Below are 25,208 nucleotides of genomic sequence, written 5' to 3' on the forward strand. Positions count from 1 at the left end.
ATTTACCGATGGTGAGTGTCGCCAGCCGGTCGCTGAAAATGGCGGACCTGAATCTGGAAACCATTACGTAAGCCTACATAGAGGCTTTCCCCGGGAACGAGTCCCGCAGCGGTGGCCCAACGGGCCAGATCGTCCTGTTCAAACCCCAACCAGAGATCACCGCAGGCCTCCCTGGCCCAACTCTGGTTGTGGCTACATAACTCTGTCACAAGCAGGCTACCGCCTGGTTGCAGCAAACCGGCCATGTGCTTGAGGGCATCGGCCGGCGCGGCAAAATGGTGCAGCACCATGTTCAGTACAACGCAATCGGCCTGAAGGCTTACACCGTTCAATGCATCGGCCAGTTGCAGGCTGACGTTAGTCAGGGATTCACGATCACAGACCTGACGCGCCAGTTCGAGCATCGCCTGGCTATTGTCCAGCGCCGTGACGTGCGTGAAGCGGCGCGCCAGTTCCGGCAGAAAAGCGCCGTCGCCGGGGCCGACTTCGATGGCTGTGGCACCTTCACTGAAGCCCAGCTTGTCGAGCAGCGTCACCACGCTTTCACGGTACTGCGGCAGGCCGGCAATCAGGTCTTGCTGGGCGCGAAACTTCTCCGCGACCCGTGAGAAAAAGTCCTGGCTGGCCGCTGCTCGTTGCCCGTGGACCTGACCGATCCGCGACTGCACATCGGCAGGCAGGGTCAGGTTGTCCACTTCATCGAGCAGCGCGGCATGCAGCTGGCCACCCAGCAGCTCGGTGTGGGGCAGGGCGCGACGGTAGAAAATCGCATTGCCTTCGCGGCGGGTCGCTACCAGCTCCGCCTGGGCCAGCACCTTGAGGTGGTGACTCATCCCGGACTGACCGATGCCGAAAATCTGCGCCAGCTCCAGTACGCCAAACGAGTCGTTGGCCAGCGCGCGCAATACATTCAGACGCAGAGGATCGCCGCCAGCCTTGCACAAGGCTGCCAGCTCATCGCAATCGTCATGTTGAATGGAAGGCACGCGTAAATTCATAAGGCCAGCAGTCTAGTGACGGTCAGAAATGACTGCAAGAGCAATATCAAAAAGTTTTGATATTGCTCGATAGATGGCACTTCTCGGGGAAAGGGTCACTCTACAAATCGTCAGCGGAAAGGTTTCACCAGGCGAATGCGCCTTTATCCACCGGAAAAACGCCTTCGAATGACTATCTGTCATTGCCCCGAGGCGGGTCGGTGAGGGAAAATGCTCGCCTTTTTTCCGTTTCGTTTTATTCAAACCCTAGGAGATCAGCGATGCCCAGCCGTCGTGAGCGTGCCAACGCCATTCGTGCCCTCAGCATGGATGCCGTGCAAAAAGCCAACAGCGGCCATCCCGGTGCCCCGATGGGTATGGCGGATATCGCCGAAGTACTTTGGCGTGACTACCTGAAGCACAACCCGAGCAATCCATCGTTCGCCGACCGTGACCGCTTCGTGCTGTCCAACGGCCATGGCTCGATGCTGATCTACTCGCTGCTGCACCTGACCGGCTACGACCTGTCGATCGATGACCTGAAAAACTTCCGCCAGCTGCACAGCCGCACCCCGGGTCACCCGGAATTCGGCTACACCCCTGGCGTCGAGACCACCACCGGTCCACTGGGCCAGGGTCTGGCCAACGCGGTTGGTTTTGCCCTGGCAGAAAAAGTCCTGGCGGCGCAGTTCAACCGTCCGGGCCACAACGTTGTCGATCACCACACCTACGTGTTCCTGGGTGATGGCTGCATGATGGAAGGCATTTCCCACGAAGTCGGCTCTCTGGCCGGTACTTTGGGTCTGGGCAAACTGATCGCCTTCTACGATGACAACGGCATCTCCATCGACGGCGAAGTCGAAGGCTGGTTCACCGATGACACCCCTAAGCGTTTCGAAGCCTACAACTGGCAGGTGATCCGCAACGTCGACGGTCATGATCCTGAAGAGATCAAGATTGCCATCGAGACGGCTCGCAAAAGCGAACAGCCGACCCTGATCTGCTGCAAGACCACCATCGGTTTCGGTTCGCCGAACAAGCAAGGTAAAGAGGATTGCCACGGCGCTCCATTGGGTGACGCGGAAATCGCACTGACCCGTGCTGCGCTGAAGTGGAACCACGGCCCGTTCGAAATCCCGGCCGACATCTACGCCGAATGGGACGCCAAGGAAGCCGGCCGTGCGGCCGAAGCCGAGTGGGATCAGCGTTTCGCTGACTACTCCGCGGCTTTCCCTGAGCTGGCCAACGAACTGGTCCGTCGTCTGAGCGGCGAACTGCCGGCTGACTTCGCTGAAAAAGCCTCGGCTTATATTGCTGAAGTCGCGGCCAAGGGCGAAACCATCGCCAGCCGTAAAGCCAGCCAGAACGCCCTGAATGCGTTCGGCCCACTGTTGCCGGAATTCCTCGGCGGCTCCGCTGACCTGGCCGGCTCCAACCTGACCCTGTGGAAAGGTTGCAAAGGTGTCACCGCCGAAGACGCCAGCGGCAACTACGTGTACTACGGCGTTCGCGAGTTCGGCATGAGCGCGATCATGAACGGCGTGTCCCTGCACGGCGGCCTGGTGCCTTACGGCGCGACCTTCCTGATGTTCATGGAATATGCACGCAACGCTGTGCGCATGGCCTCGTTGATGAAGAAACGCGTGGTGTTCGTCTACACCCACGATTCCATCGGCCTGGGCGAAGACGGCCCGACTCACCAGCCGATCGAACAACTGACCAGCCTGCGCAGCACGCCGAACCTCGACACCTGGCGTCCAGCCGATGCCGTTGAATCGGCGGTTTGCTGGAAAGAAGCCATCGAGCGCAAGGACGGCCCTTCGGCGCTGATCTTCTCGCGTCAGAACCTGCAGCATCAGGAGCGCAGCGCGCTGCAGATCGCTGACATCGCCCGTGGCGGTTATGTGTTGAAGGACTGTGAAGGCGAGCCTGAGCTGATCCTGATCTCCACCGGTTCGGAAGTCGGTCTGGCGGTTCAGGCTTATGACAAGCTGACCGAGCAAGGTCGCAAGGTGCGCGTTGTTTCGATGCCTTGCACCAGCGTGTTCGATGCTCAGGACGCCGGTTACAAGCAAGCGGTTCTGCCGTTGCAAGTCAGCGCCCGTATCGCCATCGAAGCCGCTCACGCGGACTACTGGTACAAGTACGTGGGCCTGGAAGGCCGCGTGATCGGCATGACCACCTACGGCGAGTCGGCGCCTGCGCCAGCCTTGTTCGAAGAATTCGGCTTCACCCTGGAGAACATCCTGGGTCAGGCTGAAGAGCTGCTGGAAGACTGATCCGGAAAATGTGTCGTCTGAACTGACGCCATCGCGGGCAAGCCCGCTCCCACACGGATGATGTAGATCCCTGTGGGAGCGGGCTTGCCCGCGATAGCGGTAGTTCAGGCAGCGCTGCAATAATGGATTCACCACGGTAATCGAGAACCCCATGCCTCAACCGCGTCCCTACAAAGTTGCACTCAACGGCTACGGCCGGATTGGTCGTTGCGTCTTGCGTGCGTTGTTTGAGCGAGGCTCGGCGGCCGGGTTTGAAATTGTCGCGATCAACGATCTCGCCGACATGGCCAGCATCGAATACCTGACACGCTTCGACTCCACGCACGGGCGCTTTCCCGGCGAAGTGAAGGTCGACGGCGATTGTCTGCATATTAATGGCGACTGCGTGAAGGTCCTGCGCAGTGCCACCCCCGAAGGCATCGATTGGGCGTCGCTTGGCGTCGATCTGGTGCTGGAGTGCTCCGGCGCTTACCACACCCGCGAAGATGGCCAGCGCTTCCTCGACGCCGGTGCGCCGCGCGTGTTGTTTTCCCAGCCGATGGCCAGCGAGGCGGATGTCGACGCCACCATCGTCTACGGCGTTAACCAGGATTGCCTGACCGGCGACGAGTTGCTGGTGTCGAATGCGTCCTGCACCACCAACTGCGGCGTGCCGCTGTTGCGCCTGCTGGATCAGGCCATTGGTCTGGAATACGTGTCGATCACCACCATCCACTCGGCGATGAACGATCAGCCTGTCATTGACGCCTATCATCACGAAGACCTGCGCCGCACGCGTTCGGCGTTTCAATCGGTGATTCCGGTGTCCACTGGTCTGGCGCGTGGCATCGAGCGCCTGTTGCCGGAACTTGCCGGGAGAATTCAGGCCAAAGCCGTGCGGGTGCCGACGGTTAACGTGTCTTGCCTCGACATTACGATGCAGACCGTGAGCGACACCGACGCCACCGAGGTCAACCGGATTCTGCGCGAGGCTGCCACCAGCGGCCCGCTCAAAGGCCTGCTGGCCTACACCGAGTTGCCTCACGCCAGTTGCGATTTCAACCATGATCCACATTCGGCGATCGTCGATGCCAGTCAGACTCGAGTTTCCGGCCCGCGGCTGGTGAACATCCTGGCCTGGTTCGACAACGAATGGGGTTTTGCCAACCGAATGCTGGACGTTGCAGAACACTATCTGCAAACAGCTGCCTCTCCAAAACAGTAGGAAATGCGACCCATGACCGTGTTGAAGATGACCGACCTCGATCTGCAAGGTAAGCGCGTACTGATCCGCGAAGACCTCAACGTCCCAGTCAAGGACGGTGTTGTCACCAGCGATGCGCGAATCCTGGCCTCGCTGCCGACCATCAAGCTGGCCCTGGAAAAAGGCGCGGCCGTGATGGTCTGCTCGCACCTTGGCCGCCCGACCGAAGGCGAGTTCTCGGCCGAGAACAGCCTCAAGCCAGTCGCCGACTACCTGAGCAAGGCTCTGGGCCGTGAAGTGCCGCTGGTGGCCGATTACCTGGGCGGCGTTGACGTGAAGGCCGGCGACATCGTCCTGTTCGAAAACGTGCGCTTCAACAAAGGCGAGAAAAAGAACGCTGACGAACTGGCCCAGCAATACGCCGCCCTGTGCGACGTGTTCGTGATGGACGCCTTCGGCACCGCGCACCGCGCCGAGGGTTCGACCCATGGCGTCGCCAAGTTCGCCAAAGTCGCCGCCGCTGGCCCGCTGCTGGCCGCTGAACTGGACGCACTGGGCAAAGCCCTCGGCGCCCCGGCCCAGCCAATGGCGGCCATCGTTGCCGGTTCCAAGGTCTCGACCAAACTCGACGTGCTGAACAGCCTGAGCCAGATCTGCAATCAGCTGATCGTCGGCGGCGGCATTGCCAACACCTTCCTGGCCGCTGCCGGTCATCCAGTCGGTAAATCCCTGTACGAGCCGGACCTGCTGGACACCGCCCGCGAAATCGCTGCGAAAGTCAGCGTGCCTCTGCCGGTGGACGTTGTCGTTGCCAAGGAATTCGCTGAAAGCGCCACTGCGACCGTCAAGCTGATCGCCGACGTCGCGGCAGACGACATGATCCTGGACATCGGCCCGCAGACTGCGGCGAATTTCGCCGAGCTGCTGAAGTCGTCCAAGACCATCCTGTGGAACGGCCCGGTCGGCGTGTTCGAATTCGACCAGTTCGGTAACGGCACCAAAGTGCTGGCCCAGGCCATTGCCGAAAGCTCGGCGTTCTCCATCGCGGGCGGCGGCGACACCCTGGCGGCCATCGACAAATATGGCGTTGCGGATCAGATCTCCTACATTTCTACCGGTGGCGGCGCATTCCTAGAATTCGTCGAAGGTAAGGTGTTGCCGGCGGTTGAAGTCCTGGAAAGTCGGGCCAAGGCCTGAGGTCGCTGATTTGGCCAGGCAAGGGAGTGTTCACATGGTCAAGACGCTAGCGCTGTTGATCGTTGCGGGGTCCCTGGCCGCTTGCGGGAGTAACCCGAAAGCCAAGCCGGACCCTGCGCCGCAGTCGGTGGAGAAAGGCTGCTACCAGGCTGACTGGCAAGCGGAAACCAATCCGGTGCTCAACAAGCGTTCCGGGCCTGATGGACTGGACAAATACGAAACACAGACCCCCGCCAAGGAACGTGGTTGCCCTTGACGGGTCTGACTCCTTACTCAGGGCTGACAGCGTGCGCCGTCGGTCGAGGAACACGGATGAAAGGTTTTATCGCCATTACGGCGCTGGCTCTGCTGGCAGGTTGCTCGAATTTCAACCTGTTCAAGCCGGCCGAATCGACGGACAGCTGGATCACCTGGACCTGCGACAGTCAGGCCAAAGTGGTTTGGCGCTACACCGACGACACCCGCAAGGCCGTCGACGTGCGCCTCGGCGGGGCCGATCAGGTCTATCGCTTGAAGCTCGAGCCGGGCGCCGAAGGTTCGCTGTACAGCAACGACATGCTGGCGCTTCACATAAAAGGTGAGGAAGGCCTGGTTTACTGGGTAGCCACCAACGATTTGATCGGCCGCGGTTGTAAAGCGCAGTAATTGACACGCCACGGTCCTAATGTGGGAGCGAGCCTGCTCGCGATAGCAGTCTCACAGCCGCTGCACTGGTGACTGCAAGATCGCTATCGCGAGCAGGCTCGCTCCCACAAGGGTTCCGGGCAGTTCTCAGATTCAGGCAACACCGAATTCGCAGCCCGGGCCTAACCCCCGATCTGCAATAACTTGAATAGCCGCCGCCGCTCCGGCAGGCTGGCACGATTAACGACCCAAACCGGGAGAGACACACACAATGGCACTTATCAGCATGCGCCAGATGTTGGACCACGCAGCCGAATTCGGTTACGGCGTTCCAGCCTTCAACGTCAACAACCTTGAGCAGATGCGCGCCATCATGGAAGCCGCTGACAAGACTGACTCCCCGGTGATCGTCCAGGCTTCGGCCGGTGCTCGCAAATACGCCGGCGCGCCGTTCCTGCGTCACCTGATCCTCGCGGCAATCGAAGAATTCCCGCACATCCCGGTGTGCATGCACCAGGACCACGGCACCAGCCCTGACGTCTGCCAGCGCTCCATCCAACTGGGCTTCAGCTCGGTCATGATGGACGGTTCCCTGGGCGAAGACGGCAAGACCCCGACCGACTACGACTACAACATCCGCGTTACCCAACAAACCGTGGCCTTGGCGCACGCTTGCGGCGTCTCGGTAGAAGGCGAGCTGGGCTGCCTGGGTTCGCTGGAAACCGGCATGGCCGGTGAAGAAGACGGCATCGGCGCCGAAGGCGTTCTGGATCACAGCCAGATGCTGACCGACCCGGAAGAAGCCGCTGACTTCGTCAAGCGCACCCAGGTCGACGCCCTGGCCATCGCCATCGGCACCAGCCACGGCGCGTACAAGTTCACCAAGCCGCCTACCGGCGACGTGCTGGCCATCGACCGCATCAAAGAGATCCACAAGCGCATCCCGAATACCCATCTGGTGATGCACGGTTCGTCTTCGGTTCCGCAAGACTGGCTGGCGATCATCAACCAGTACGGCGGCGACATCAAAGAAACCTACGGTGTGCCGGTTGAAGAAATCGTCGAAGGCATCAAGCACGGCGTGCGCAAGGTCAATATCGACACCGACCTGCGCTTGGCATCCACCGGTGCGATGCGTCGCCTGATGGCCACTAACCCGAGCGAGTTCGACCCGCGTAAGTTCTTCGGCGCGACTGTAACGGCGATGCGTGATGTGTGTATCGCTCGCTACGAAGCCTTCGGTACCGCCGGCAACGCTTCGAAGATCAAGCCGATCTCGCTGGAAGCGATGTATCAGCGTTATCTGAAAGGTGAGTTGAACGCCAAGGTCAACTAAGCCTTCAGCGTTTGAGTTGCACAAAAAACCCGCCGAGACAGGCGGGTTTTTTGTGGGTGATGCTATTTATCGTGATCAATATCCAGCTTGCTGAACGTCACTTTCCCGCCTTCACTGGTGTACCCGGTGTTGTCCTGCACATACACCCCGGCCTTGAAGTACAGCGGTTTGACCCGCCACGTCGCGCTGATGTTGGTGTCCCATTGGTAACCGGCGGCACTGATGCCCAGCGCCCCGCCGGGGCTCAGGTGGATGAGGTAGGAAAATTCGTGGTCCAGCTTCACGCCGGTGGCGATGGTGATCACCCGGCCTTCATCATCATCAGGGTGCATGCGCACTTTGGCGACGATGTTGCCGGTCTTGCTGCTGGTCTTGTACTGGTACTCGACCTTGACCATGGGCTTCTGGCTTTCATAGGCGTGGATCTGGCCAATGACGATTTTGCCCGAGCTCGGCACCTGGTTCACCGCCAGGGTGGCACGCAAGGAATTGTCGGCGTCCGGGTAATACCAGTTTTTCAGGGTGCCGTTACTGTAGGTTTCCCGCAGTTCGGTGCGCGGATATTTCGCGTTTTCGGTTTTCGTACCGGTCACTGGGGACCAGAAAAACAGGGTGCCGGTGTCGGAATTGAAGTATTGATCCTTGAAACCATTCACCAGTTTGGCTGTTTCAACGGTGTACGGCGGGTTGCCGACGGGAACACTGAGGTTCCAGGATGCGAGATCGATCATAGGCAAAGCTTCCACGGATTTTTGCAGCACGGACGTACCAGAAGCTCTAGCACGCGCCTTGGAGGGCGGTCTTTATAAGCGTAGAAGGCCATTTTGTTAACGTCTGTCTGACAGATGGATGACGTCAAAATCCTGTTAAAAGGCCATCTTTCCCGGTTTTAGCGGGCTGTAGAGGCGACCGTTAGTCGGCAAATGAACCCTTTGGTTAAATGATGGCGTACTGACACCTTCTGCTTTTGCAGATCCCGGTCTAGAGTGAAGGCTTGTTACTTGTCCGGTTTTCACGAGAAACCGGCCTGACGCCCCGACATAGAGAAGCAGCATGGAATGCGCGCAACCCCCGCCAGCCGAAGGCAGCTCAACCCTTTTAATCGTCGATGATTACCCTGAAAACCTGATCAGCATGCGCGCGTTGCTGCAGCGCCAGGACTGGCAGGTCATCACTGCTGCGTCCGGTTTCGAAGCCCTCAGCCTTTTACTCGAGCACGATATCGACCTGGTGCTGCTGGATGTGCAGATGCCGGGCATGGACGGCTTTGAAGTCGCGCGCCTGATGCGCGGCAGCCAGCGCACCTGCCTGACGCCGATCATTTTCCTTACCGCCAATGAACAGTCCCAGGACGCCGTGATCAAGGGCTATGCCAGCGGTGCGGTGGATTACCTGTTCAAACCGTTCGATCCGCAAATTCTCAAGCCCAAAGTCCAGGCACTGCTCGAGCATCAGCGCAATCGTCGGGCGTTGCAGCGTCTGAGCCACGATCTGGAGGTCGCGCGCGCCTTTAATGCGTCGGTGCTGGATAACGCCGCCGAAGGCATCCTGGTCGTCGGCGAGGACGGGCTGATCCGCTTTGCCAACCCGGCGATGTCGCGGCTGCTCAATGCCAAACTGCAAGACCTGCAAGGCAAAGAGTTTCTGGATTACCTGCAAAAGCCACATATACCGATCTGGGCCGATTCCGAGCTACTCGCCGGCTACAAGCGCGGCGAAACCTTGCGCCTGCATGATGCGCTGTTGCGTACGGCTCCCGGCCAGCAGGTGCCCGTGGCGCTGTCTTGCGCACCGCTGCCCACCGAACAATGTGCGATGGTGGTGACGGTGCTGGACATGTCGGTGGTGCGCCACCTGCATCAGCAACTGGAATTCCAGGCGGTGACCGACCCTTTGACCGGGTTGCTCAACCGCCGGGGGTTTTATCAGACCGTGGAGAACCTGCTGCTGCGCGGCGAACGTTCCGACAGCGCGTGGGTGTTGTTGTACCTCGATCTCGACGGGTTCAAGCGGGTCAACGATTCCCTCGGCCACGATGCCGGCGACCGCGTGTTGCGCTGGGTCTCCGAGCAGTTGAAGGCGTGTTTGCGGCCGTTCGACATTCTGGCGCGCATGGGCGGCGATGAGTTCACGGCGCTGCTCGATCTGGAGTTTCCCGAGCAAGCGGCGAAGATTGCCGAGAAGCTGATTGAACGGGTGTCGATCTGTCAGCAGATTGAGGGTCTGGACATCGCCCTTGGCGCCAGTATCGGAATTGCCACGTTTCCGGATTGCGGGGCTAATCTCGATGGTTTGCTGCGAGCGTCCGACATCGCGATGTACGAAGCCAAGCGTGCCGGGCGTCAGCAATATCGCTTCTATGACCATGAAATGAACGGCCGGGCGCGTTCACGGTTGATGCTCGAAGAAAGTGTGCGCACCGCCATCGAAAACCGCGATTTCAATCTGGTGTATCAGCCGCAGGTAGCCATTGCCGGAGGGCAGATTCGCGGGTTCGAGGCACTGCTGCGCTGGCAGCATCCAAGTGTCGGCGACGTGCCGCCCGGGCTGTTTTTGCCGTTGCTGGAAGAGGCGCGGTTGATCAGTCGTCTGGGCAGCTGGATTTATCATCGCGGCGCCGGGCAACGCAAAGCCTGGGAAACCTTGTTTGCCGAGGACTTGGTGCTGGGCGTCAGTTTGAGCAGTACACAGTTCGGCATGCCCAACCTGGTCACCGAGTTGCGTCAGGTGCTGGAGCGCCATGGCTTGCAGGCGCGGCATCTGGAAGTCGAGGTCACGGAAGAGGCCTTGATGCATAACCCCGAGGAAACCCGCAAACAACTACGCCTGCTGCGTAATCTGGGGGTGCGGGTGGCGCTGGACGATTTCGGTTCCGGGCCGTGCTCGTTGTCACATCTGCGGGACCTGGAGCTGGACACGCTCAAGCTTGATCGCCATCTCATCGCTCGCTTGCCAGCGTCTTCACGGGATGCGGCACTGGTGCGCAGTGTGATCGACCTGTGCAAACAATACGGAATGCTGGTGATCGCTGAAGGGGTTGAGACGGTCGAGCAATATGAATGGCTGCAAGCCAATGGTTGCGAGTATGTGCAAGGTTTCCTGGTCGCTCGGCCGATGATGGCTGAGGACGTCGCAGACTTTTTGCAGCCGTTCGACTGGAGCGCGTTGATCGACTGAATTCGCTACACTGGCGGCCTTTCAATAATTGATGTTGCCCGCTCCGATGACTGCGTTGAAATACCTCCAGGCCTATCCCGTTGAATTGCAGGACCAGGTGCGCGGGCTGATCACCGAAGGTCGGCTGGGCGATTACCTGGATAAGCGATACCCGCAAAAGCACGACGTTCAGAGTGACAAGGCGCTCTATGCCTTTGCCCTCGACCTCAAGCAGGAATACCTGCGTAACGCCCCGGCCATCGACAAAGTGTTGTTCGACAACCGTCTGGACCTGACCCACCGTGCCCTCGGTCTGCACACCACCATCTCGCGAGTGCAGGGCGGCAAACTCAAGGCCAAGAAGGAAATTCGCGTGGCTTCGCTGTTCAAGGAAGCGCCTTGCGAGTTTCTGAAAATGATCGTGGTGCATGAGCTGGCGCACTTCAAGGAATCGGATCACAACAAGGCGTTCTACAAATTGTGCGAACACATGTTGCCGGGGTATCACCAGGTCGAATTCGATTTGCGGGTGTACCTGACGTGGCGGGATATGCAGTAGCCGAAGGAGTGTATGGATGGACGTGAGCAAGACCAAAAGCAGCTTCTATCGCCGGTTATACGTGGCGTACCTGATCGACAGCGGGCTGGCCAGCAGCGTTCCGGCATTGACCGAAGCGACCGGCATGCCCCGGCGCACGGCGCAGGACACCATTGCGGCGTTGGCGGATCTGGACATTATTTGCGAGTTCGAGCAGGAAGAGGGCGCGCGCAATCATGCCGGGCGTTATCGGATTCGCGAGTGGGGAGCGATTGATCGGGGGTGGATCGAGCGCAATCTGCGGCAGATCAAAGCGGTGTTGGAGTATCCCTGAAATTTGCGGTGCCAGTTATGACGCCATCGCGGGCAAGCCCGCTCCTGCAAGGGATGCGCCGTGTGCAAATCCGGCGGCCACGCAAATCCTGCAGGAGCTGGCTTGCCCGCGATAGGGCCCTCAAGGACGACGCATCCCGATATGCGGAATACCATCCTCGAGGTATTCCTCACCCGCGACGACAAATCCGTACCGCCCGTAATACCCCTGCAAATGCGCCTGGGCCGACAAATAAACCGGCACCTCAGGCCAGCGTTTTTCCGCCTGCTTCAACGCCTGGGCGATCAGTTCATGACCCAACCCTTTGCCGCGCGCCTCCGGGGCAGTAAGTACCCGGCCGATCACTACATCGCCGCCCTGTAGTTCCGGGTCGAGCAAGCGCAGGTACGCCACCAGCCGATCACCGTTCCAGGCCATCAAGTGGCAGGTGTCACCCTCCAGATCCTGGCCGTCCACGTCCTGATAGACGCATTTCTGCTCCACAACGAAGACCTCTGCGCGTAGCTGCAGAATGGCGTACAGCTGCTCTTTGCCCAGATCGCTGTGGTGCTTGCAGATCCAATCGATTGTCATCTTCACATTCCGTTGACCAAGTCGATTCGATACTAATCGCCTGGACGGAAGATGTCTGTAAGGCTGGGGAGTCTGTGAGAAAGGCCAAAATGCCATCATTCATTTCGCGCGGCGTTGTCTTCTTTGTGTAATCTGGGATGAAGCGCTGCGCAGTGGCTTTGATGAGCTAATGTCAGTACTTGGGTTTCGCCGGTACGGGGCCTGGGAGTTTTGGCTGAAACGTCGGGCAGCCGCCCGCTAAGGATTTTCGAGCATGCCGCGAGTGCATCGAGCTTTGGCCTTGATCGGATTGCTGTTGCTGACTCAGAGTGCCGCAGCGGAAAAGCTGCGATTGGTCGCCGATTCATGGCCACCCTTTTCCGACGCCACACTGGTCAACGGCGGGCTGGCCACAGACATCGTCAGTACCGCGCTGGCGCGGGCCGGCTATGCCAGTGACTTTGAACAGGTGCCCTGGGCGCGCGCCCTGCTGGGTGTGGGCGAGGGTCGTTACGATGTGCTGGTGAATGCCTGGTATACCGAAGAACGCACCAAGCTCGGCCAGTTTTCCGGCGAGTACTTGCTCAACCGCGTGCGTTTCCTCAAGCGCAAAGACGCACCAATCGAATACAACAACCTGCAACAACTGCACACTTACCCGATTGCAGTGGTGCGCGGTTACGCCTATTCACCGGCGTTCGATGAGGACGTCTCGCTACAGAAAGTCCCGGTGCACAGTTTCGCCATGGCCGTGCGCATGCTCGCTGCCGATCGGGTCAAGCTGACGCTGGAGGACGAATACGTCGCGCGTTACTACCTGGCTCGGGAGCCAGCCAAGGTGCGCAATGCCGTGGAATTCCTGCCCAAGCCGTTGAGCGAGAACAGCCTGCACATTCTGGTCAGCCTGAAACATCCGCATCACGAACAGATCGTGGCGGGTTTTGATCGGGAGATTGCCGAGATGAAGGCGGATGGCAGTTATGAGCGGTTGATGAAGGAGCATGGGATGTGAGTGGGCTGATCCGGATTTTGCGCTGTTGCTGATGGCCTCATCGCGGGCAGGCCGGCTCCCACAATGGATTCATGGCGTGCATGCAATTCCGGACACAGCACATGTGCCCCTGTGGCAGCTGGCGGCTTGCCAGCGATGAGGCCCGCCAGCCACCACAGATTTCAATCCTCGCTGGTGTCCTTGATGAGATGCGCCGCCAACGTCCGTAATGGCCCCAACTGCCGGCAGATCAACGCCAACTGCGTCTGCACCAATCGCTGCCCCTCGTCGATCTCGTCCGGCATTTGTTCCAGCTCATTGGCCAGTGCCTCTTCTTCATCGCTCTGAATCGCAATCGGCAGTTTGCTCGCCAACCCTTGAGCGATCTCATCGATGCTGGTCGCCAGTTTCACGCCGGCCCCTTCGATCAAGTGTTCGCGCACCTCCGCCGGCAACTGGGTTTCACGGTGTGCACCCAGTCCTGACAAATAGCTGAGCAAGGTGTGCGACAGCACCAGGAAACGGAACCCGACATCCGCTTCCTTACGGAAATGCCCCGGCTCCATCAGCATGTTGGCGAGCGTCGTCGACAGCGCCGCATCGGCGTTGTGCGCGTTGCGTCGGGCCAGGCGATAAGCCAGGTCGTCGCTCTTGCCGGCAGCGTATTGCTGCATGATCTGGCGCAGGTAAATGCTGTTGCAGGTCAGGGTGTTGGCCAGCACCTTGTTCAGGCGTCGGCCCTGCCAGTCCGGCAGAAACAGGAACACCGCCAGGCCGGCGATCAGGCTGCCGAGCAAGGTATCGAACAGTCGCGGCAGGAACAGCCCATAACCATCGCCGACCTGATTGAAGCAGAACAGCACCATCAGCGTGATCGCGGCCGTGGCCAGGGTGTAGCGGGTGGTGCGGTTGATAAAGAACACCACGCCGGCGGCGATGGCGAAACACGACTGGATCAGCGGATTCGGGAACAGATCGAACAGCGCCCACGCCACGGTCAGGCCGATGGCGGTGCCGATGATCCGCTGACCGAGCTTGCGGCGGGTCGCGCCGTAGTTCGGTTGGCAGACGAACAGCGTGGTGAGGATGATCCAGTAACCTTGCGAGGGGTGAATCAAATGCACCATGCCGTAGCCGATGCTCAACGCCAGGGGCAAGCGCAGGGCGTGGCGGAACAGCAGCGAGGTCGGCGTCAGCTGCGTGCGCAAGCGAATCCAGACATCCTTGAGGCTGCGTGGCGAACGGTCGAGCAGGCTGCTGTCGGTGGCGTCGGCGAGGGCGTCGGGGTTGCTCGCGTCGCTGAGCAAGCGGTCAAGCGTGCCAAGGTTGGCGGCCAGTGCGCGCAAGGATCGCAGCAGTCCGCGCCAGGCTGGATTGCTCTGGATGCGCAGATGTTCAAGGGACGCGTGCAGGTCGCTGAGGGCTTCGGCGAAACTGGCGTCATAGATGAACGGCTGGCGCATCTGGATCGATTCCGCCAGCGCCCGGCAAGCCTTGCCCTGCTGGCGTAGCAGGCGCTGACAGCGGAACAGCACGTCGCTGTGGAAAAAGGCGTCGGCCAGCGCGTTGTACGGGTAGTGCGAGGAACTGGCGCGTTCGTGGATGTCCTGAGCGAGAAAGTAGAGCTTCAGGTAGCGGCTGACTTTCGAGCCCGGTCGACCGTTGCCGACCCGGTGCAGAATGATTTCCTTGGCGGCGTTCAGGGCCGCGACGACCCGACCGTTCTGCTGGGCCAGTTCCAGCCGCCGCGCTTCCACGTCCATCTGCCGGATCGGCTCGAACAGCGACGACTTCAGCTTCAGGTAAAAGCCCAATTCACGGAATAGCCGCGCCAGGCTCTGCTGCACCGGCTGATTGGAAAACATCGCCTGCCACAACACCGAGAGCAAGCCGTACCACGCCGCGCCGGCCACCAGCAGCACCGGTTCGTGCCAGAAATCGGTCACCGCGCCGCCGCGCTGGTCCACGCCGATCATGGTGTAGACCGACAGAATCAACGTCGCCGAGGCAATCGCGCCATAACGTTCGCCGAGCGCACCGAGCATGGTCAGGCAGAAACTTGCCAACGCGAAAGCGATGATGAAGAGGATGGGGTAGGGGAAGAGCAGTTCGACGGACAGGGCCGCGACGATGAAGCACACCAGCGTCACGGCCAGTGAATTGAGGCGGCCCTGCCAACTGTCGTCGGTTTCGGCCAGGGCGCTGGCGATGATCCCCAGGAACAACGGGATCAGCAGCCCCATTTCATCCTGATACCAACACAACGCCATGCTGCCGGTCAGGGCGATGAACACCCGCACGCTGTAACTGAATTTATCCAGCGCCCAGAGACGGCGCAGAGACTGATGAAAAGGGGTCGATGGCATGAAGTGCGAAGGCCTTCCGAGGCAATGACGCTAAATTGAGCCAGTAATGACGCCGACGCAATGGCGCCGATCACATCTGACAGCAAAATCTGTTCCTTCAAAACCTACACAAATCAAAATGTGGGCGCGAGCCTGCTCGCGATAGCGGTGGATTAGATGGCATTTATGTTGACTGACACACCGCTATCGCGAGCAGGCTCCCACATTTTGATGTGTGTGTATCAGACGTACTGCGCGGCGGCGTAACCCGATGCCCAGGCCCACTGGAAGTTGAAACCACCCAGATGCCCGGTGACATCCAGCACTTCGCCGATGAAGTACAAACCAGGGCTTTTCAGCGACTCCATGGTCTTGGACGACACCTCGTTGGTATCGACGCCGCCCAAGGTCACTTCCGCCGTGCGATAGCCTTCGGTTCCGGCCGGCACCACTTTCCAGCTCGCCAGTTTCTCCGCGATGTCGGCAATTTCCGCGTGGGTGTATTGCTTCATCGGTTTGGAGACGAACCAGTTGTCCGCCAAAAGGTTGGCCATCTTCTTGGTGAAGATCTCGCCAAGCAGGGTTTTCAGTTCGCTGTTCGGACGTTCGGCTTGCTGCTCTTGCAGCCAGCTCGGCACGTCGTGATCCGGCATCAGGTTGATCTCTACCGCGTCGCCGGATTCCCAGAACGAGGAAATCTGCAAAATCGCCGGGCCGCTGAGGCCGCGATGGGTAAACAGGATGTTCTCGCGAAAACTCTGGTCGTTGCAGCTCACCAGGCAATCGACCGACGTACCGGACAGCTCGGTGCAAAGCTCCTTGAGCTGATCGGTGATGGTGAACGGCACCAGGCCGGCGCGGGTTGGCAACAGTTCGTGGCCAAACTGCTTGGCGACCTGATAACCGAAACCGGTGGCGCCCAAGGTCGGGATCGACAGACCGCCGGTGGCGATCACCAAGGATTCACAGGTGATCTGGTCCAGCGTGGTATCCAGCAGGTAACCGCTCTCCAGCTTCTCGATGGTCTGGATCGAGGTGTCCAGGTGCAGGCTGACACCGACCTGAGCGCATTCGCTGAGCAGCATCTCGAGGATGTCGCTGGATTTGTTATCGCAGAACAGTTGGCCGAGTTTCTTCTCGTGGTACGGCACGCCGTGCTTGGCGACCATGCCAATGAAGTCCCACTGCGTGTAGCGCGCCAGTGCGGATTTGCAGAAATGTTCGTTCTGCGAGAGGAAATTGCCCGGTTCGGTGTACATGTTGGTGAAATTGCAGCGGCCACCGCCCGACATCAGGATTTTCTTGCCGGCCTTGTTCGCGTGGTCGAGCAACATCACCTTGCGCCCGCGCCCGGCGGCGGTCAGTGCACACATCAACCCTGCGGCGCCAGCGCCAATGATCACGACTTCGGTAGAGCGCAAAACGGTGTCCTCACACAAGAGCTGATCTGGAATGCAATCAAATGTGGGAGCTGGCCTGCCAGCGATGGCATCCACTCGGTTTACCCGTCAGACCGAGTCGATGCCATCGCTGGCAGGCCAGCTCCCACACGGGGCGCGGCGTTCTTAGAGGATGCGAACGCGCAGCGAACGGCCTTTGATCTTGCCGTCATTCAGGCGCTGCAAGGCTTGCTTGGCGATCCCGCGTTCCACGGCCACGTACGCCTGGAAATCGAAAATCGCAATCTTGCCAACCTGCGCACCCGGAATGCCGGCATCGCCGGTCAATGCACCGAGGATGTCACCCGGACGCACCTTGTCTTTACGGCCGGCGCCGATAACCAGCGTGCTCATCTGCGGCAGCAACGGACCGCCGCCCTGGGACTTGAGGTTGTCCAGCTGATCCCAGCTCAACGGCGACTTCTGCAGTTGCTCGATGGCTTGGGCGCGGTGCGCTTCGGACGGGGCGACCAGGCTGATTGCAATGCCTTTCTCACCCGCACGACCGGTACGGCCAACGCGGTGAATGTGGATTTCCGAATCACGGGCCAGTTCGACGTTGATCACCATGTCCAGCGCATCGATGTCCAGACCGCGAGCGGCGACGTCGGTGGCGACCAGTACCGAAGTGCTGCGGTTGGCGAACATCGCCAGCACCTGGTCACGATCACGCTGTTCCAGATCGCCGTGCAGGCCGACGGCGGAGATGCCTTTGGCGGTCAGGTGATCAACGGTTTCCTGAACCTGCTGCTTGGTGAAGCAGAAGGCCACGCAGGATGCCGGACGATGATGTGCGAGGACCTTGACCACGGCGTCCATGCGCTCTTCCGGGGAAATCTCGTAGAAGCGCTGCTCGATCTGCGTGTCGTCGTGGAACGCCTCGGCTTTCACTTGCTGCGGGTTGCGCATGAACTTGGAGGCCAACTGCTTGATGCCCACCGGGTACGTGGCGGAGAACAGCAGGGTCTGGCGGCGTTCCGGGCACTGCGCAATGATTTCTTCGATGGAATCGTAGAAACCCATGTCGAGCATACGGTCGGCTTCGTCGAGAATCAGGGTGTTCAAGCCGTGAAGGATCAGCGAGCCCTTGCGCAGGTGCTGTTGGATGCGACCCGGCGTGCCGACGATGATATGCGCGCCGTGCTCCAGCGAGCCGATCTGCGGGCCGAACGCTACGCCGCCGCACAGGGTCAGGATCTTGATGTTGTCTTCGGCGCGGGCCAGACGACGGAGTTCCTTGGCGACCTGGTCCGCCAGCTCGCGAGTCGGGCAGATGACCAGTGCCTGGCAACCGAAGAAGCGCGGATTGATCGGGTTCAGCAGGCCGATACCGAAGGCCGCGGTCTTGCCGCTGCCGGTCTTGGCCTGGGCGATCAGGTCCATCCCTTTCAGGATCACCGGCAAGCTTTGCGCCTGGATCGGCGTCATCTCGGCATAACCCAAAGAGTCGAGGTTAGCCAGCATGGCAGCGGACAGCGGCAAAGTATTAAAAGCGGTGGCGATGGTGGTCACGGGACGGGCCTGCAAAACAAAATGTCGCGCAGTGTATCAGTCCCGTGGCCATTGGCCCTAAGGTTCGATGTGTTCTTCCGGACGTTTGACACGCCGTCCGTCTTCCTTTGACAGCTGCGAGAAGATCGTTGCAGCCAGCATCGCCATGATTCCGACCGTCACGAAGGTCAGTTGGAACGCGCCCAGCACCGTGTCCACGCCATCGTTTCCGACCTCTGCCGTGAACCCGCCAAGCAGCGCACCGGCGCACGCAACGCCCAGGCTCAAGGACAATTGCGCGACCACCGACAGCAGGCTGTTGCCGCTGCTGGCGCTGGCGTCGTCGAGGTCGATCAGGGTCACGGTGTTCATCGCGGTGAACTGCAAGGAGTTGATTGCGCCGAGAACCGCCAGCATGCCCAGCAGCAGCCAATAGGGCGTCTGCTCGCTGACCAGCCCCATGCTTGCCAGCATCAACCCCAGCGCCAATGTGTTGCCGGTCAGCACGATGCGATAACCGAGGCGCTCGATCAGCGGCCGCGCCACGGACTTGGCAACCATCGCCGCAGCGGCCAGCGGCAACATGCTCATCCCCGCCTGAGAGGGTGAGTAGCCCAACGCCACTTGCAGCAGCAACGGCACCAGGAACGGCAAGGCGCCGCTGCCCAGGCGGGCGAACAGGTTGCCGAGAATGCCCACGGCAAACGTTCGGGTCTTGAACAGCGACGGTGCAAACAGCGGATTATCGATGTGCCCGGCGCGCAGCCAGTACGCCGCGAGGCACGCCATGCCGCCGAACAACAGCAACATCACGCGCAGGTGCGGCAGGTGCAGTTCGCCGAGGCCTTCCATGGCGACGGTGATCAGCACCATCGCCGCGCCAAACAGCAAGAAACCGAGGCTATCGAACCGCGTGCGTTCAGTGCCGCGAAGGTCGGGGATGAATTTCCACACCGCGTAGCAACCGACGGCGCCGACCGGCAGGTTGATCAGGAAGATCCAGTGCCACGTCAGGTATTCGACCATCCAGCCACCCATGGTCGGGCCGATCAACGGGCCGAGCAGGCCGGGAATGGTGATGAAGCCCATGATCCGCACCAGTTCCGAGCGCGGGTAGGCACGCAGCACCACCAGTCGTCCGACCGGGAGCATCAGCGCACCGCCCAGGCCCTGAATTACTCGGGCGCCGATCAGCATGCTCAGGCTGCTCGACAGGGCGCAGAGCAATGAGCCGAAACTGAACAACAGGATCGCGCCGAAGAAGATTTTCTTGGTGCCGAAGCGATCGGCAATCCAGCCTGAGGCGGGGATCAGAAGGGCGACGGTGAGCATGTAGGCAATGATTACGCCTTGCATGCGCAATGGGTCTTCCGCCAGGTCGCGGGCCATGGCCGGCAGGGCCGTGTTGAGGATGGTCCCGTCGAGGGACTGCATGAAGAAGGCAATGGCGACGACCCACGGCAACCAGCGGGCGGTGACGGCGTCGAGAGGCAGGCGGTTGGGCATGGGACCTCTTGTCAATTTGAATAACACACCGATCCTGCAGGAGCGGCCGGTCGACGCTCCTGCAGGGCGTGCGTTTACAGGGTCAACGTGAGTTTTCTGATCAGTGCACCCGGCAACAACGCCGATGCCGTGGCCCGCTGACTGTAGGTGCTCGCCGACAGCAACAGCTCGCGCTCTTCGGTCAACGCTTCCAGCTGCGAACCCAGCAGGCTGTAAGCACTGTCATCAAAACGCATGGTGCTGACCGGCGCCTGTATCTCGCCGTTCTCGACCCAGAACGTCGCAAACCGTGTCATCCCGGTCATGCGTGCTCCCGGCTGGTCCGAGTAGTTCAGGTGCCAGAGGTTGCTGATGTACAAACCCGTGCCCAACTGCTTGAGGATCTCCGAGTCCGGCAGTGCGCCTGGCGCCATATTCAGCGCGGTCGGCGATTCGCCGCCGCTGGCGCCGTTGGCCGTCAGGCCGTATTCGGCGGCGCTGCGTGAACCGACCAATTGCGCGCCAGCCTTGCCTTCGACGATCAGCTTCAGGTCACTGCGTGGATACCCCTCACCCGAAAAGGCCGGGCTCAACGAGCCGCTGACGTGCTCGTCGAGGGACACCAGCGGACTGAACGAATGGTCGCCCGCGTAAAGTTTCTGCAGCGGGCTGCTCTTGCTGGCAATCGACTGCGCAGAGAAGCCACCCCAGGACAACATGCCCATGATCTCTTCCAGCGCGGCCGGCGCCAGGTAAGCGCGATACTGACCCGGTGCCAACGTACGCAATGGACGACCCAGGAATTCAAGCTGCTCACGTGCCTGCTGGAAGCGCCGGGCAAACCCTTCGCTGCTCCAGTCATGCCCGGCATAGCTGGCTTTTACCGCCTGGCCGTTTGCATGGAACAGGCTGAAGTCGAAGTTGAAGCTGTTGGCCTGGTGCCAGCCGAACGCGCCTGAAGAGCTGGCGAAACCACGACTGATCGGACCTGCAGCGTAGAAGCCGACCAGGTCCAGGCCTTCGGCAGCCTGGGCGATTTCGGCGACCACTTGCTCGGTGTCCGGCAGCGGATGCGCCTGTACGTTCTTGCTCTGCCAGCCGTTGTGATTGAGCAGCAGGTATGGATCCTGCGGCAGCAGCGGCAGGGTGTCGCGCAACTGTTGCAGCCCTTCGGCCAAACGCTGGAGGTCGACTTCAGCGTCGCCCGACAGCGTGATGTCGAGGTCGGCATGCCGCCCCTCGTTGATCAGTTTGAAACCGACACTCGCCTGCTGAACCTGTCCGGCCTGACGCACCTTGGCGTGGTTGAAACGTACAAAGGCCGACGACTCGGCGGCGTAGCTGAGGGTGAATTGTTCCGGTTCGCGAATCGCGTCGCGCAGCCAGTTGACCAAGGCCTTGAACCCATCGGCCTGATTGTTTGACGTAGTCATCAGGCGTCTCCCCCAAACACATCCACATTGCTGAACACACAGGCCGGGGACGCATGGCCGACACGGATCACCTGATTCGGCTCGCCCTTGCCGCAGTTCGGCGTGCCCAGAACCTTGAAGGTGCTGGCGTCGCCAACGGCGCTGAGGCTTTTCCAGAACTGTGCGGAAATCGCCCGGTAGTTCGGGTTTTTCACCACGCCTTTGAGTTCGCCGTTTTCAATCAACTGAGCCCATTCGCAACCGAACTGGAATTTGTTGCGTGCATCGTCGATCGACCAGGAACGGTTGGTGCTCATCAAAATACCGTGCTCGATGTTGCCGATCAGTTGCTCAAGCGGCTGGTCGCCAGGCTCGATGTTCAGGTTGGCCATGCGATCGATCGGCGGGCGATTCCAGCCGCAGGCGCGGCTGTTGGCGACGCCGTCCATGCCGGCACGGAATTGCGACAGCGCACCGCCCAGTGGACGCAGCAGCAAGCCTTCCTTGATCAGAAGTTGCTTGCTGGCGGCAGTGCCGTCGTCGTCATGGCCATAGCTGGCGAGCTGCTCGGGGATGTCCGGGTCGAAGGTCACGTTGAGCAGTGTCGACCCGTATTGCAGATGACCGAAGTCTTCTGCCTTGACGAAACTGGTGCCGGCGTAATTGCGCTCGTCACCGAGGATGCGGTCCAGCTCCAGCGGGTGACCGATGGATTCGTGGATCTGCAGCATCATCTGGTCGGGCATCAACAACAGGTCGCGCGGGCCTTGCGGGGTGTTCGGTGCCAGCAGCAATTGCAGCGCCTGATCGGCGACTTTCGGACCTGCACCCACGAGGCCGCAGCGGCTGATCACATCAAAGCCGCCTTGTTGGCCGAAGTTTTCACGGCCCAGGGTTCGGGTCTGGCTGTCACTGCCGTCGTAGGCGGTGACTTCCAGGCTCGGGTAGACAAAACGCTGGGCCTGGCGCAGCTCAGCGCCGGCGCTGCTGAGGTAGATCTGTTCGACGTTGGTGATGCCGATGCTCACCTGCCAGTTCACCAGTCGCTCGTCCGTGGGCACGGACGCGGATTCGGCGCCGAGCAGTTGATAGCAGTCGCTCAGGGACGGGAAAGGCTGATCGAAATTCGGTGAGAAGTAATCGGCGCGGTCGCTGGAGACGGCGTGATCGCGCAGGTCGAGCAGGGCGTGGGGCTTGAGTCGGCGGGCTTGTTGCTCGGCTTTTTCCAGCGCAGCTTGCAGGCCGGATTGCGACAGGTCGTTGGTCGCGGCGTAGGCTTCGACGCCGTTGACGCGCACGGTCAACATCGCACCTTCGTCACGGCTCAGGCTCGGAGGTTCGGCGACGTTCTTGCGCACCGACAGGAACTGGCCGGACTCGCGCACATAACGCAGCGAAAAAAATTCAGCGCCCGTGCGTAAGGCAGCGAAGCGCTGCTTGAGCTGAGGGTGGAAATCGAACATTCGGGAACCTCCTTGGTCTGGAGTGGCGGTGCAGCGGTGTTGCGAAGGGCGAGAGGTGAAACGTTTGCGTGGCGCTAGATTAGGCTTGGGGGAGGGGTAGATCAAGGGTGAGGCTGTGTGGGAAAGGCTCACGGAGTTTAGAACGCGCGTACCGAGGTGGCCTGATGATCTTAAGTTCACGAACAGCCCGTTGAAGACTGCTCGCGATCTAGACCTCTCCAGACGGAGGCTGCTTTTAACCGTTCAGATAAGCGAACGCTGTCACATAGATGAGTAGGCTTGCAAAGAAAGAAGGCAGGATCTTCTTCGTTTTGGCGACTGCGATGAAGGTGCCCACGAGCAGAAACAGTTTCAGCGCGTCCAGAATTTGAAACTGCTGTATCAGTGTTAATGCATCCATCTTGTTGAAAGCAGTGTCGTATATGATTACCCCCAACATAGCTTGCGCGCTGTAGCTGATAAAGCGATAAAACGAACCTTGGGTTTGTGTGAGCGCGCTGCTGTTTTTGAAGGCGAAGGGCAGGGCCCTAAATGCAAAGGCTGTACAGGCAGAAAATGCGATAAGAAGCCAGATTGTCATGAGCCCATCCTGACTCGTTTTTTGTAACTGTTTTCAATAAGCACGATCAAACCGCCAATTATGAAAGGTGTGCAGAGCAGGCTGTAATCTCTGAACAAGTAGACCAGCAGTGGCGCAGCGACAAAGCCCAGCCAGTAACCCGAAACTTCCGCATAGTGAGGCCAGTGTTTACCAGCCAACGCGGTGAACTGTAACGGTAACAGGAGTGTCATGGCTGCATAGATAATTGGCGACGTCAATTTTGCACCAGCAACGAACCCGATATAGGTGCAAATAACCGACACGCCAAATATCGGGAGCCCCAACCCGATCATGTAGCTAAATGGGTGGTCTACTCTTCGTTTAAATCGAGTGACGCATCCGGTGAATATCGAAGGCGTAATAAGAACTAACGAGGCCATGATGGCCGCGGTGGAAGTATTTCTTATATGCGGCGCAAGTGTTGCGGAAAGTAGTACAAAGCGAGCGTTGAGAGCCACGATGATAGGGAGTAAAATCCATCCGTCGTTATGGTTCTGTACTATCAAAAATTGTAATGGGGTAGAAAATATAAACAGAGTCGTTGCAAGGGATTGGCTTAAAGTTAGTGATTGCGAGGCGCTTAGAGCGCCAATCGAGAGGTAAAGAAAGATGAATGCGACGCCGAACGTGATTGCATCGCGAGCCCCTTCTTTAAATACGTTGCCGGATGAAGATGGGGCGCGTACGTGCGCGGCAACCATTAACAGGCCTCCCGAGTACAAGCTGTTTCATTCAGTGCGTAGTATTGCTTTCTAGGACCTTTGCTTCGGAACAAGAGCCGGGGCGTATTATTGAACGTGGAGTTGTTCGCATGGGCACGAACCTGGTCGGCATCGAGATTCAGCATCGGCCGTGCGTGCAGTACCTTGTGGTTGGCCACGATAAGGAACGTGCCGGTTTCAGCAATTGAGACATGATTTTTTGCGCTGCTAAGGCCAGAACGTATTTTGTCTAGGACATGTTGGCCGCCGTTTACCGCGCGCATCCGTGCACCGTTCTGCGGATCAATTCGGAAATCCAGCGAAAATTGAAAGCCGTAGATTTCGGAAAATTTGACTACTTGGCGAACCCGTTTTTTTAAGCCGCTAACGTTTTTGCCGGATATAAACGCAGCTTCCATTGTTAGTAGTTCGTGAATCTCTTGATCGTTCAGCTCGCACAGCAACGAGCTAGGAAAGTAGTAAGCGGTGGGGGTTTTTGTGATGTCGCGGCAAACGGTTAGGGCTAAATAGTCTACATCCAGGTTTTCATATAGATCGTCGGAGTGTGGAGTGATATCACCGTGTCCGTTGCCCCATTCACGATGTTTTTCTGCCGACGGCTTTAGAAACAATGCTTTGTGTTCTTCGTATTCGTACTTTATATCAGTAAGGTGGAACAGGTCGGCCAAAGCCTCGTGCACTGTCAGAGCCAGTTTTGGCGAGTCTAGGTTGAAAATATTTGTTATACAAATAGCTGCGTGGCCATTCCTAAGACCTACCGTGCCAAAGTGGGCAGTGTCTTCTGTGCGCAAGTAGGTCAAAAAGAGGTTGATTAATTGGGATTTTAAAGCGTGCGTGCCTTGATTGTTATTTTTTTTCCACCAAGACTCAATGACACCAGCCAAATAGCCAAAATCCAAAAAAACTGTTTTTTCTTTAGATATTTCTTCTCTGAAAAAACTGACGTCCGTAGTTTTGTCGATGCACTGCAAGGTCTTGATTTCCTTCAAATATTCATTGAGGCTAGGTTGAGCCGGGCGCGAATACTAGTGGAAATTTTTAAATGTGTGTAATTGGAAGTGTTACTAGCTGTTGTTAACAGGG

General features: G+C 59.3%; 22 protein-coding genes. 10 read left to right on the plus strand and 12 right to left on the minus strand.

Translation table 11 applies throughout. The features are described 5' to 3' along the window. Positions 1-2 precede the first annotated feature (2 nt). Positions 3-998: an ArsR/SmtB family transcription factor gene (locus F8N43_RS15065; RefSeq protein ID WP_150633736.1), complete on the minus strand. Its 996-nt coding sequence runs from the start codon at positions 996-998 to the stop codon at positions 3-5. Between the two features lie 260 nt (positions 999-1,258). Here F8N43_RS15065 and tkt point away from each other — a divergent pair, with 260 nt between their 5' ends. The 6 genes from tkt (at position 1,259) to fba (ending at position 7,596) form a co-directional block, all read left to right on the plus strand. Then, positions 1,259-3,256, plus strand: a complete 1,998-nt coding sequence (tkt, locus tag F8N43_RS15070) for a transketolase (RefSeq protein WP_150633737.1) — start codon at positions 1,259-1,261, stop codon at positions 3,254-3,256. A 151-nt stretch (positions 3,257-3,407) separates the two neighbouring features. Beyond that, entirely contained in the window at positions 3,408-4,460 is a 1,053-nt protein-coding gene (epd, locus tag F8N43_RS15075; protein WP_150639079.1) for an erythrose-4-phosphate dehydrogenase, read from the plus strand. 12 nt (positions 4,461-4,472) lie between these two features. Further along, positions 4,473-5,636 (plus strand): phosphoglycerate kinase, encoded by a 1,164-nt coding sequence (locus F8N43_RS15080; protein ID WP_150633739.1) that lies wholly within the window; start codon positions 4,473-4,475, stop codon positions 5,634-5,636. 34 nt (positions 5,637-5,670) lie between these two features. Then, a complete protein-coding gene (locus F8N43_RS15085) occupies positions 5,671-5,892 on the plus strand; it encodes a hypothetical protein (RefSeq protein ID WP_150633740.1) in 222 nt (73 codons plus the stop codon). Between the two features lie 56 nt (positions 5,893-5,948). Next, positions 5,949-6,281, plus strand: a complete 333-nt coding sequence (locus F8N43_RS15090; RefSeq protein WP_150633741.1) for an MliC family protein — start codon at positions 5,949-5,951, stop codon at positions 6,279-6,281. Between the two features lie 250 nt (positions 6,282-6,531). Further along, on the plus strand, positions 6,532-7,596 hold the full coding sequence (fba, locus tag F8N43_RS15095; RefSeq protein ID WP_046045276.1) for a class II fructose-bisphosphate aldolase: 1,065 nt from the start codon (positions 6,532-6,534) through the stop codon (positions 7,594-7,596). Between the two features lie 62 nt (positions 7,597-7,658). On the opposite strand, the gene F8N43_RS15100 is transcribed toward fba, so the two are convergent. Then, on the minus strand, positions 7,659-8,327 hold the full coding sequence (locus F8N43_RS15100) for a polysaccharide lyase family 7 protein (RefSeq protein WP_150633742.1): 669 nt from the start codon (positions 8,325-8,327) through the stop codon (positions 7,659-7,661). A 322-nt stretch (positions 8,328-8,649) separates the two neighbouring features. Here F8N43_RS15100 and F8N43_RS15105 point away from each other — a divergent pair, with 322 nt between their 5' ends. The 3 genes from F8N43_RS15105 to F8N43_RS15115 are packed head-to-tail and all read left to right on the plus strand — an operon-like array spanning position 8,650 to position 11,624. Then, a complete protein-coding gene (locus tag F8N43_RS15105) occupies positions 8,650-10,773 on the plus strand; it encodes a putative bifunctional diguanylate cyclase/phosphodiesterase (RefSeq protein WP_150633743.1) in 2,124 nt (707 codons plus the stop codon). Between the two features lie 46 nt (positions 10,774-10,819). After that, on the plus strand, positions 10,820-11,311 hold the full coding sequence (locus F8N43_RS15110; protein WP_150633744.1) for a YgjP-like metallopeptidase domain-containing protein: 492 nt from the start codon (positions 10,820-10,822) through the stop codon (positions 11,309-11,311). A 16-nt stretch (positions 11,312-11,327) separates the two neighbouring features. Beyond that, positions 11,328-11,624 carry a winged helix-turn-helix domain-containing protein gene (locus F8N43_RS15115; RefSeq protein ID WP_010466964.1) on the plus strand — a complete coding sequence of 99 codons (297 nt, stop codon included), beginning with the start codon at positions 11,328-11,330 and terminating at the stop codon, positions 11,622-11,624. Positions 11,625-11,744: 120 nt separating this feature from the next. On the opposite strand, the gene F8N43_RS15120 is transcribed toward F8N43_RS15115, so the two are convergent. Continuing rightward, positions 11,745-12,197 (minus strand): GNAT family N-acetyltransferase, encoded by a 453-nt coding sequence (locus F8N43_RS15120; RefSeq protein ID WP_150653977.1) that lies wholly within the window; start codon positions 12,195-12,197, stop codon positions 11,745-11,747. Positions 12,198-12,450: 253 nt separating this feature from the next. On the opposite strand from F8N43_RS15120, the gene F8N43_RS15125 reads away from it, so the two are divergent. Beyond that, the gene (locus F8N43_RS15125) at positions 12,451-13,188 is read left to right on the plus strand and encodes a substrate-binding periplasmic protein (RefSeq protein ID WP_150639084.1); all 738 of its coding nucleotides are present in this window, start codon (positions 12,451-12,453) and stop codon (positions 13,186-13,188) included. Between the two features lie 161 nt (positions 13,189-13,349). Here the strand turns inward: F8N43_RS15125 and yccS are convergent, their stop codons facing one another. The 9 genes from yccS to F8N43_RS15170 all read right to left on the minus strand — a co-directional run bounded on the left by yccS (position 13,350) and on the right by F8N43_RS15170 (position 25,096). Continuing rightward, complete coding sequence (yccS, locus tag F8N43_RS15130) at positions 13,350-15,533, minus strand: YccS family putative transporter (RefSeq protein WP_150633747.1); 2,184 nt, start codon at positions 15,531-15,533, stop codon at positions 13,350-13,352. A gap of 221 nt (positions 15,534-15,754) precedes the next feature. After that, positions 15,755-16,933 (minus strand): NAD(P)/FAD-dependent oxidoreductase, encoded by a 1,179-nt coding sequence (locus F8N43_RS15135; RefSeq protein ID WP_150633748.1) that lies wholly within the window; start codon positions 16,931-16,933, stop codon positions 15,755-15,757. A 144-nt stretch (positions 16,934-17,077) separates the two neighbouring features. Continuing rightward, positions 17,078-18,415 (minus strand): ATP-dependent RNA helicase DbpA, encoded by a 1,338-nt coding sequence (gene dbpA / locus F8N43_RS15140; RefSeq protein ID WP_263596744.1) that lies wholly within the window; start codon positions 18,413-18,415, stop codon positions 17,078-17,080. A 105-nt stretch (positions 18,416-18,520) separates the two neighbouring features. Further along, entirely contained in the window at positions 18,521-19,948 is a 1,428-nt protein-coding gene (gene mdtD, locus F8N43_RS15145; RefSeq protein WP_150633750.1) for a multidrug transporter subunit MdtD, read from the minus strand. Between the two features lie 74 nt (positions 19,949-20,022). After that, entirely contained in the window at positions 20,023-21,360 is a 1,338-nt protein-coding gene (locus tag F8N43_RS15150) for a TldD/PmbA family protein (protein ID WP_150653978.1), read from the minus strand. Continuing rightward, a complete protein-coding gene (locus F8N43_RS15155; protein WP_150633752.1) occupies positions 21,360-22,802 on the minus strand; it encodes a TldD/PmbA family protein in 1,443 nt (480 codons plus the stop codon). Before F8N43_RS15155 ends, F8N43_RS15150 begins: the two co-directional genes overlap by 1 nt. 235 nt (positions 22,803-23,037) lie before the next feature. Next, positions 23,038-23,382: an AzlD domain-containing protein gene (locus F8N43_RS15160; RefSeq protein WP_150653979.1), complete on the minus strand. Its 345-nt coding sequence runs from the start codon at positions 23,380-23,382 to the stop codon at positions 23,038-23,040. Beyond that, positions 23,379-24,104, minus strand: coding sequence for an AzlC family ABC transporter permease (locus F8N43_RS15165; RefSeq protein ID WP_150653980.1), 726 nt, complete (start codon positions 24,102-24,104; stop codon positions 23,379-23,381). The genes F8N43_RS15160 and F8N43_RS15165 overlap by 4 nt, the downstream gene beginning before the upstream one ends. Then, positions 24,104-25,096 (minus strand): hypothetical protein, encoded by a 993-nt coding sequence (locus F8N43_RS15170; RefSeq protein ID WP_150653981.1) that lies wholly within the window; start codon positions 25,094-25,096, stop codon positions 24,104-24,106. Before F8N43_RS15170 ends, F8N43_RS15165 begins: the two co-directional genes overlap by 1 nt. Between the last annotated feature and the right edge of the window lie 112 nt (positions 25,097-25,208).

Source organism: Pseudomonas fluorescens, assembly GCF_902498065.1.
In the GTDB taxonomy this organism is placed as follows: domain Bacteria; phylum Pseudomonadota; class Gammaproteobacteria; order Pseudomonadales; family Pseudomonadaceae; genus Aquipseudomonas; species Aquipseudomonas fluorescens_BJ.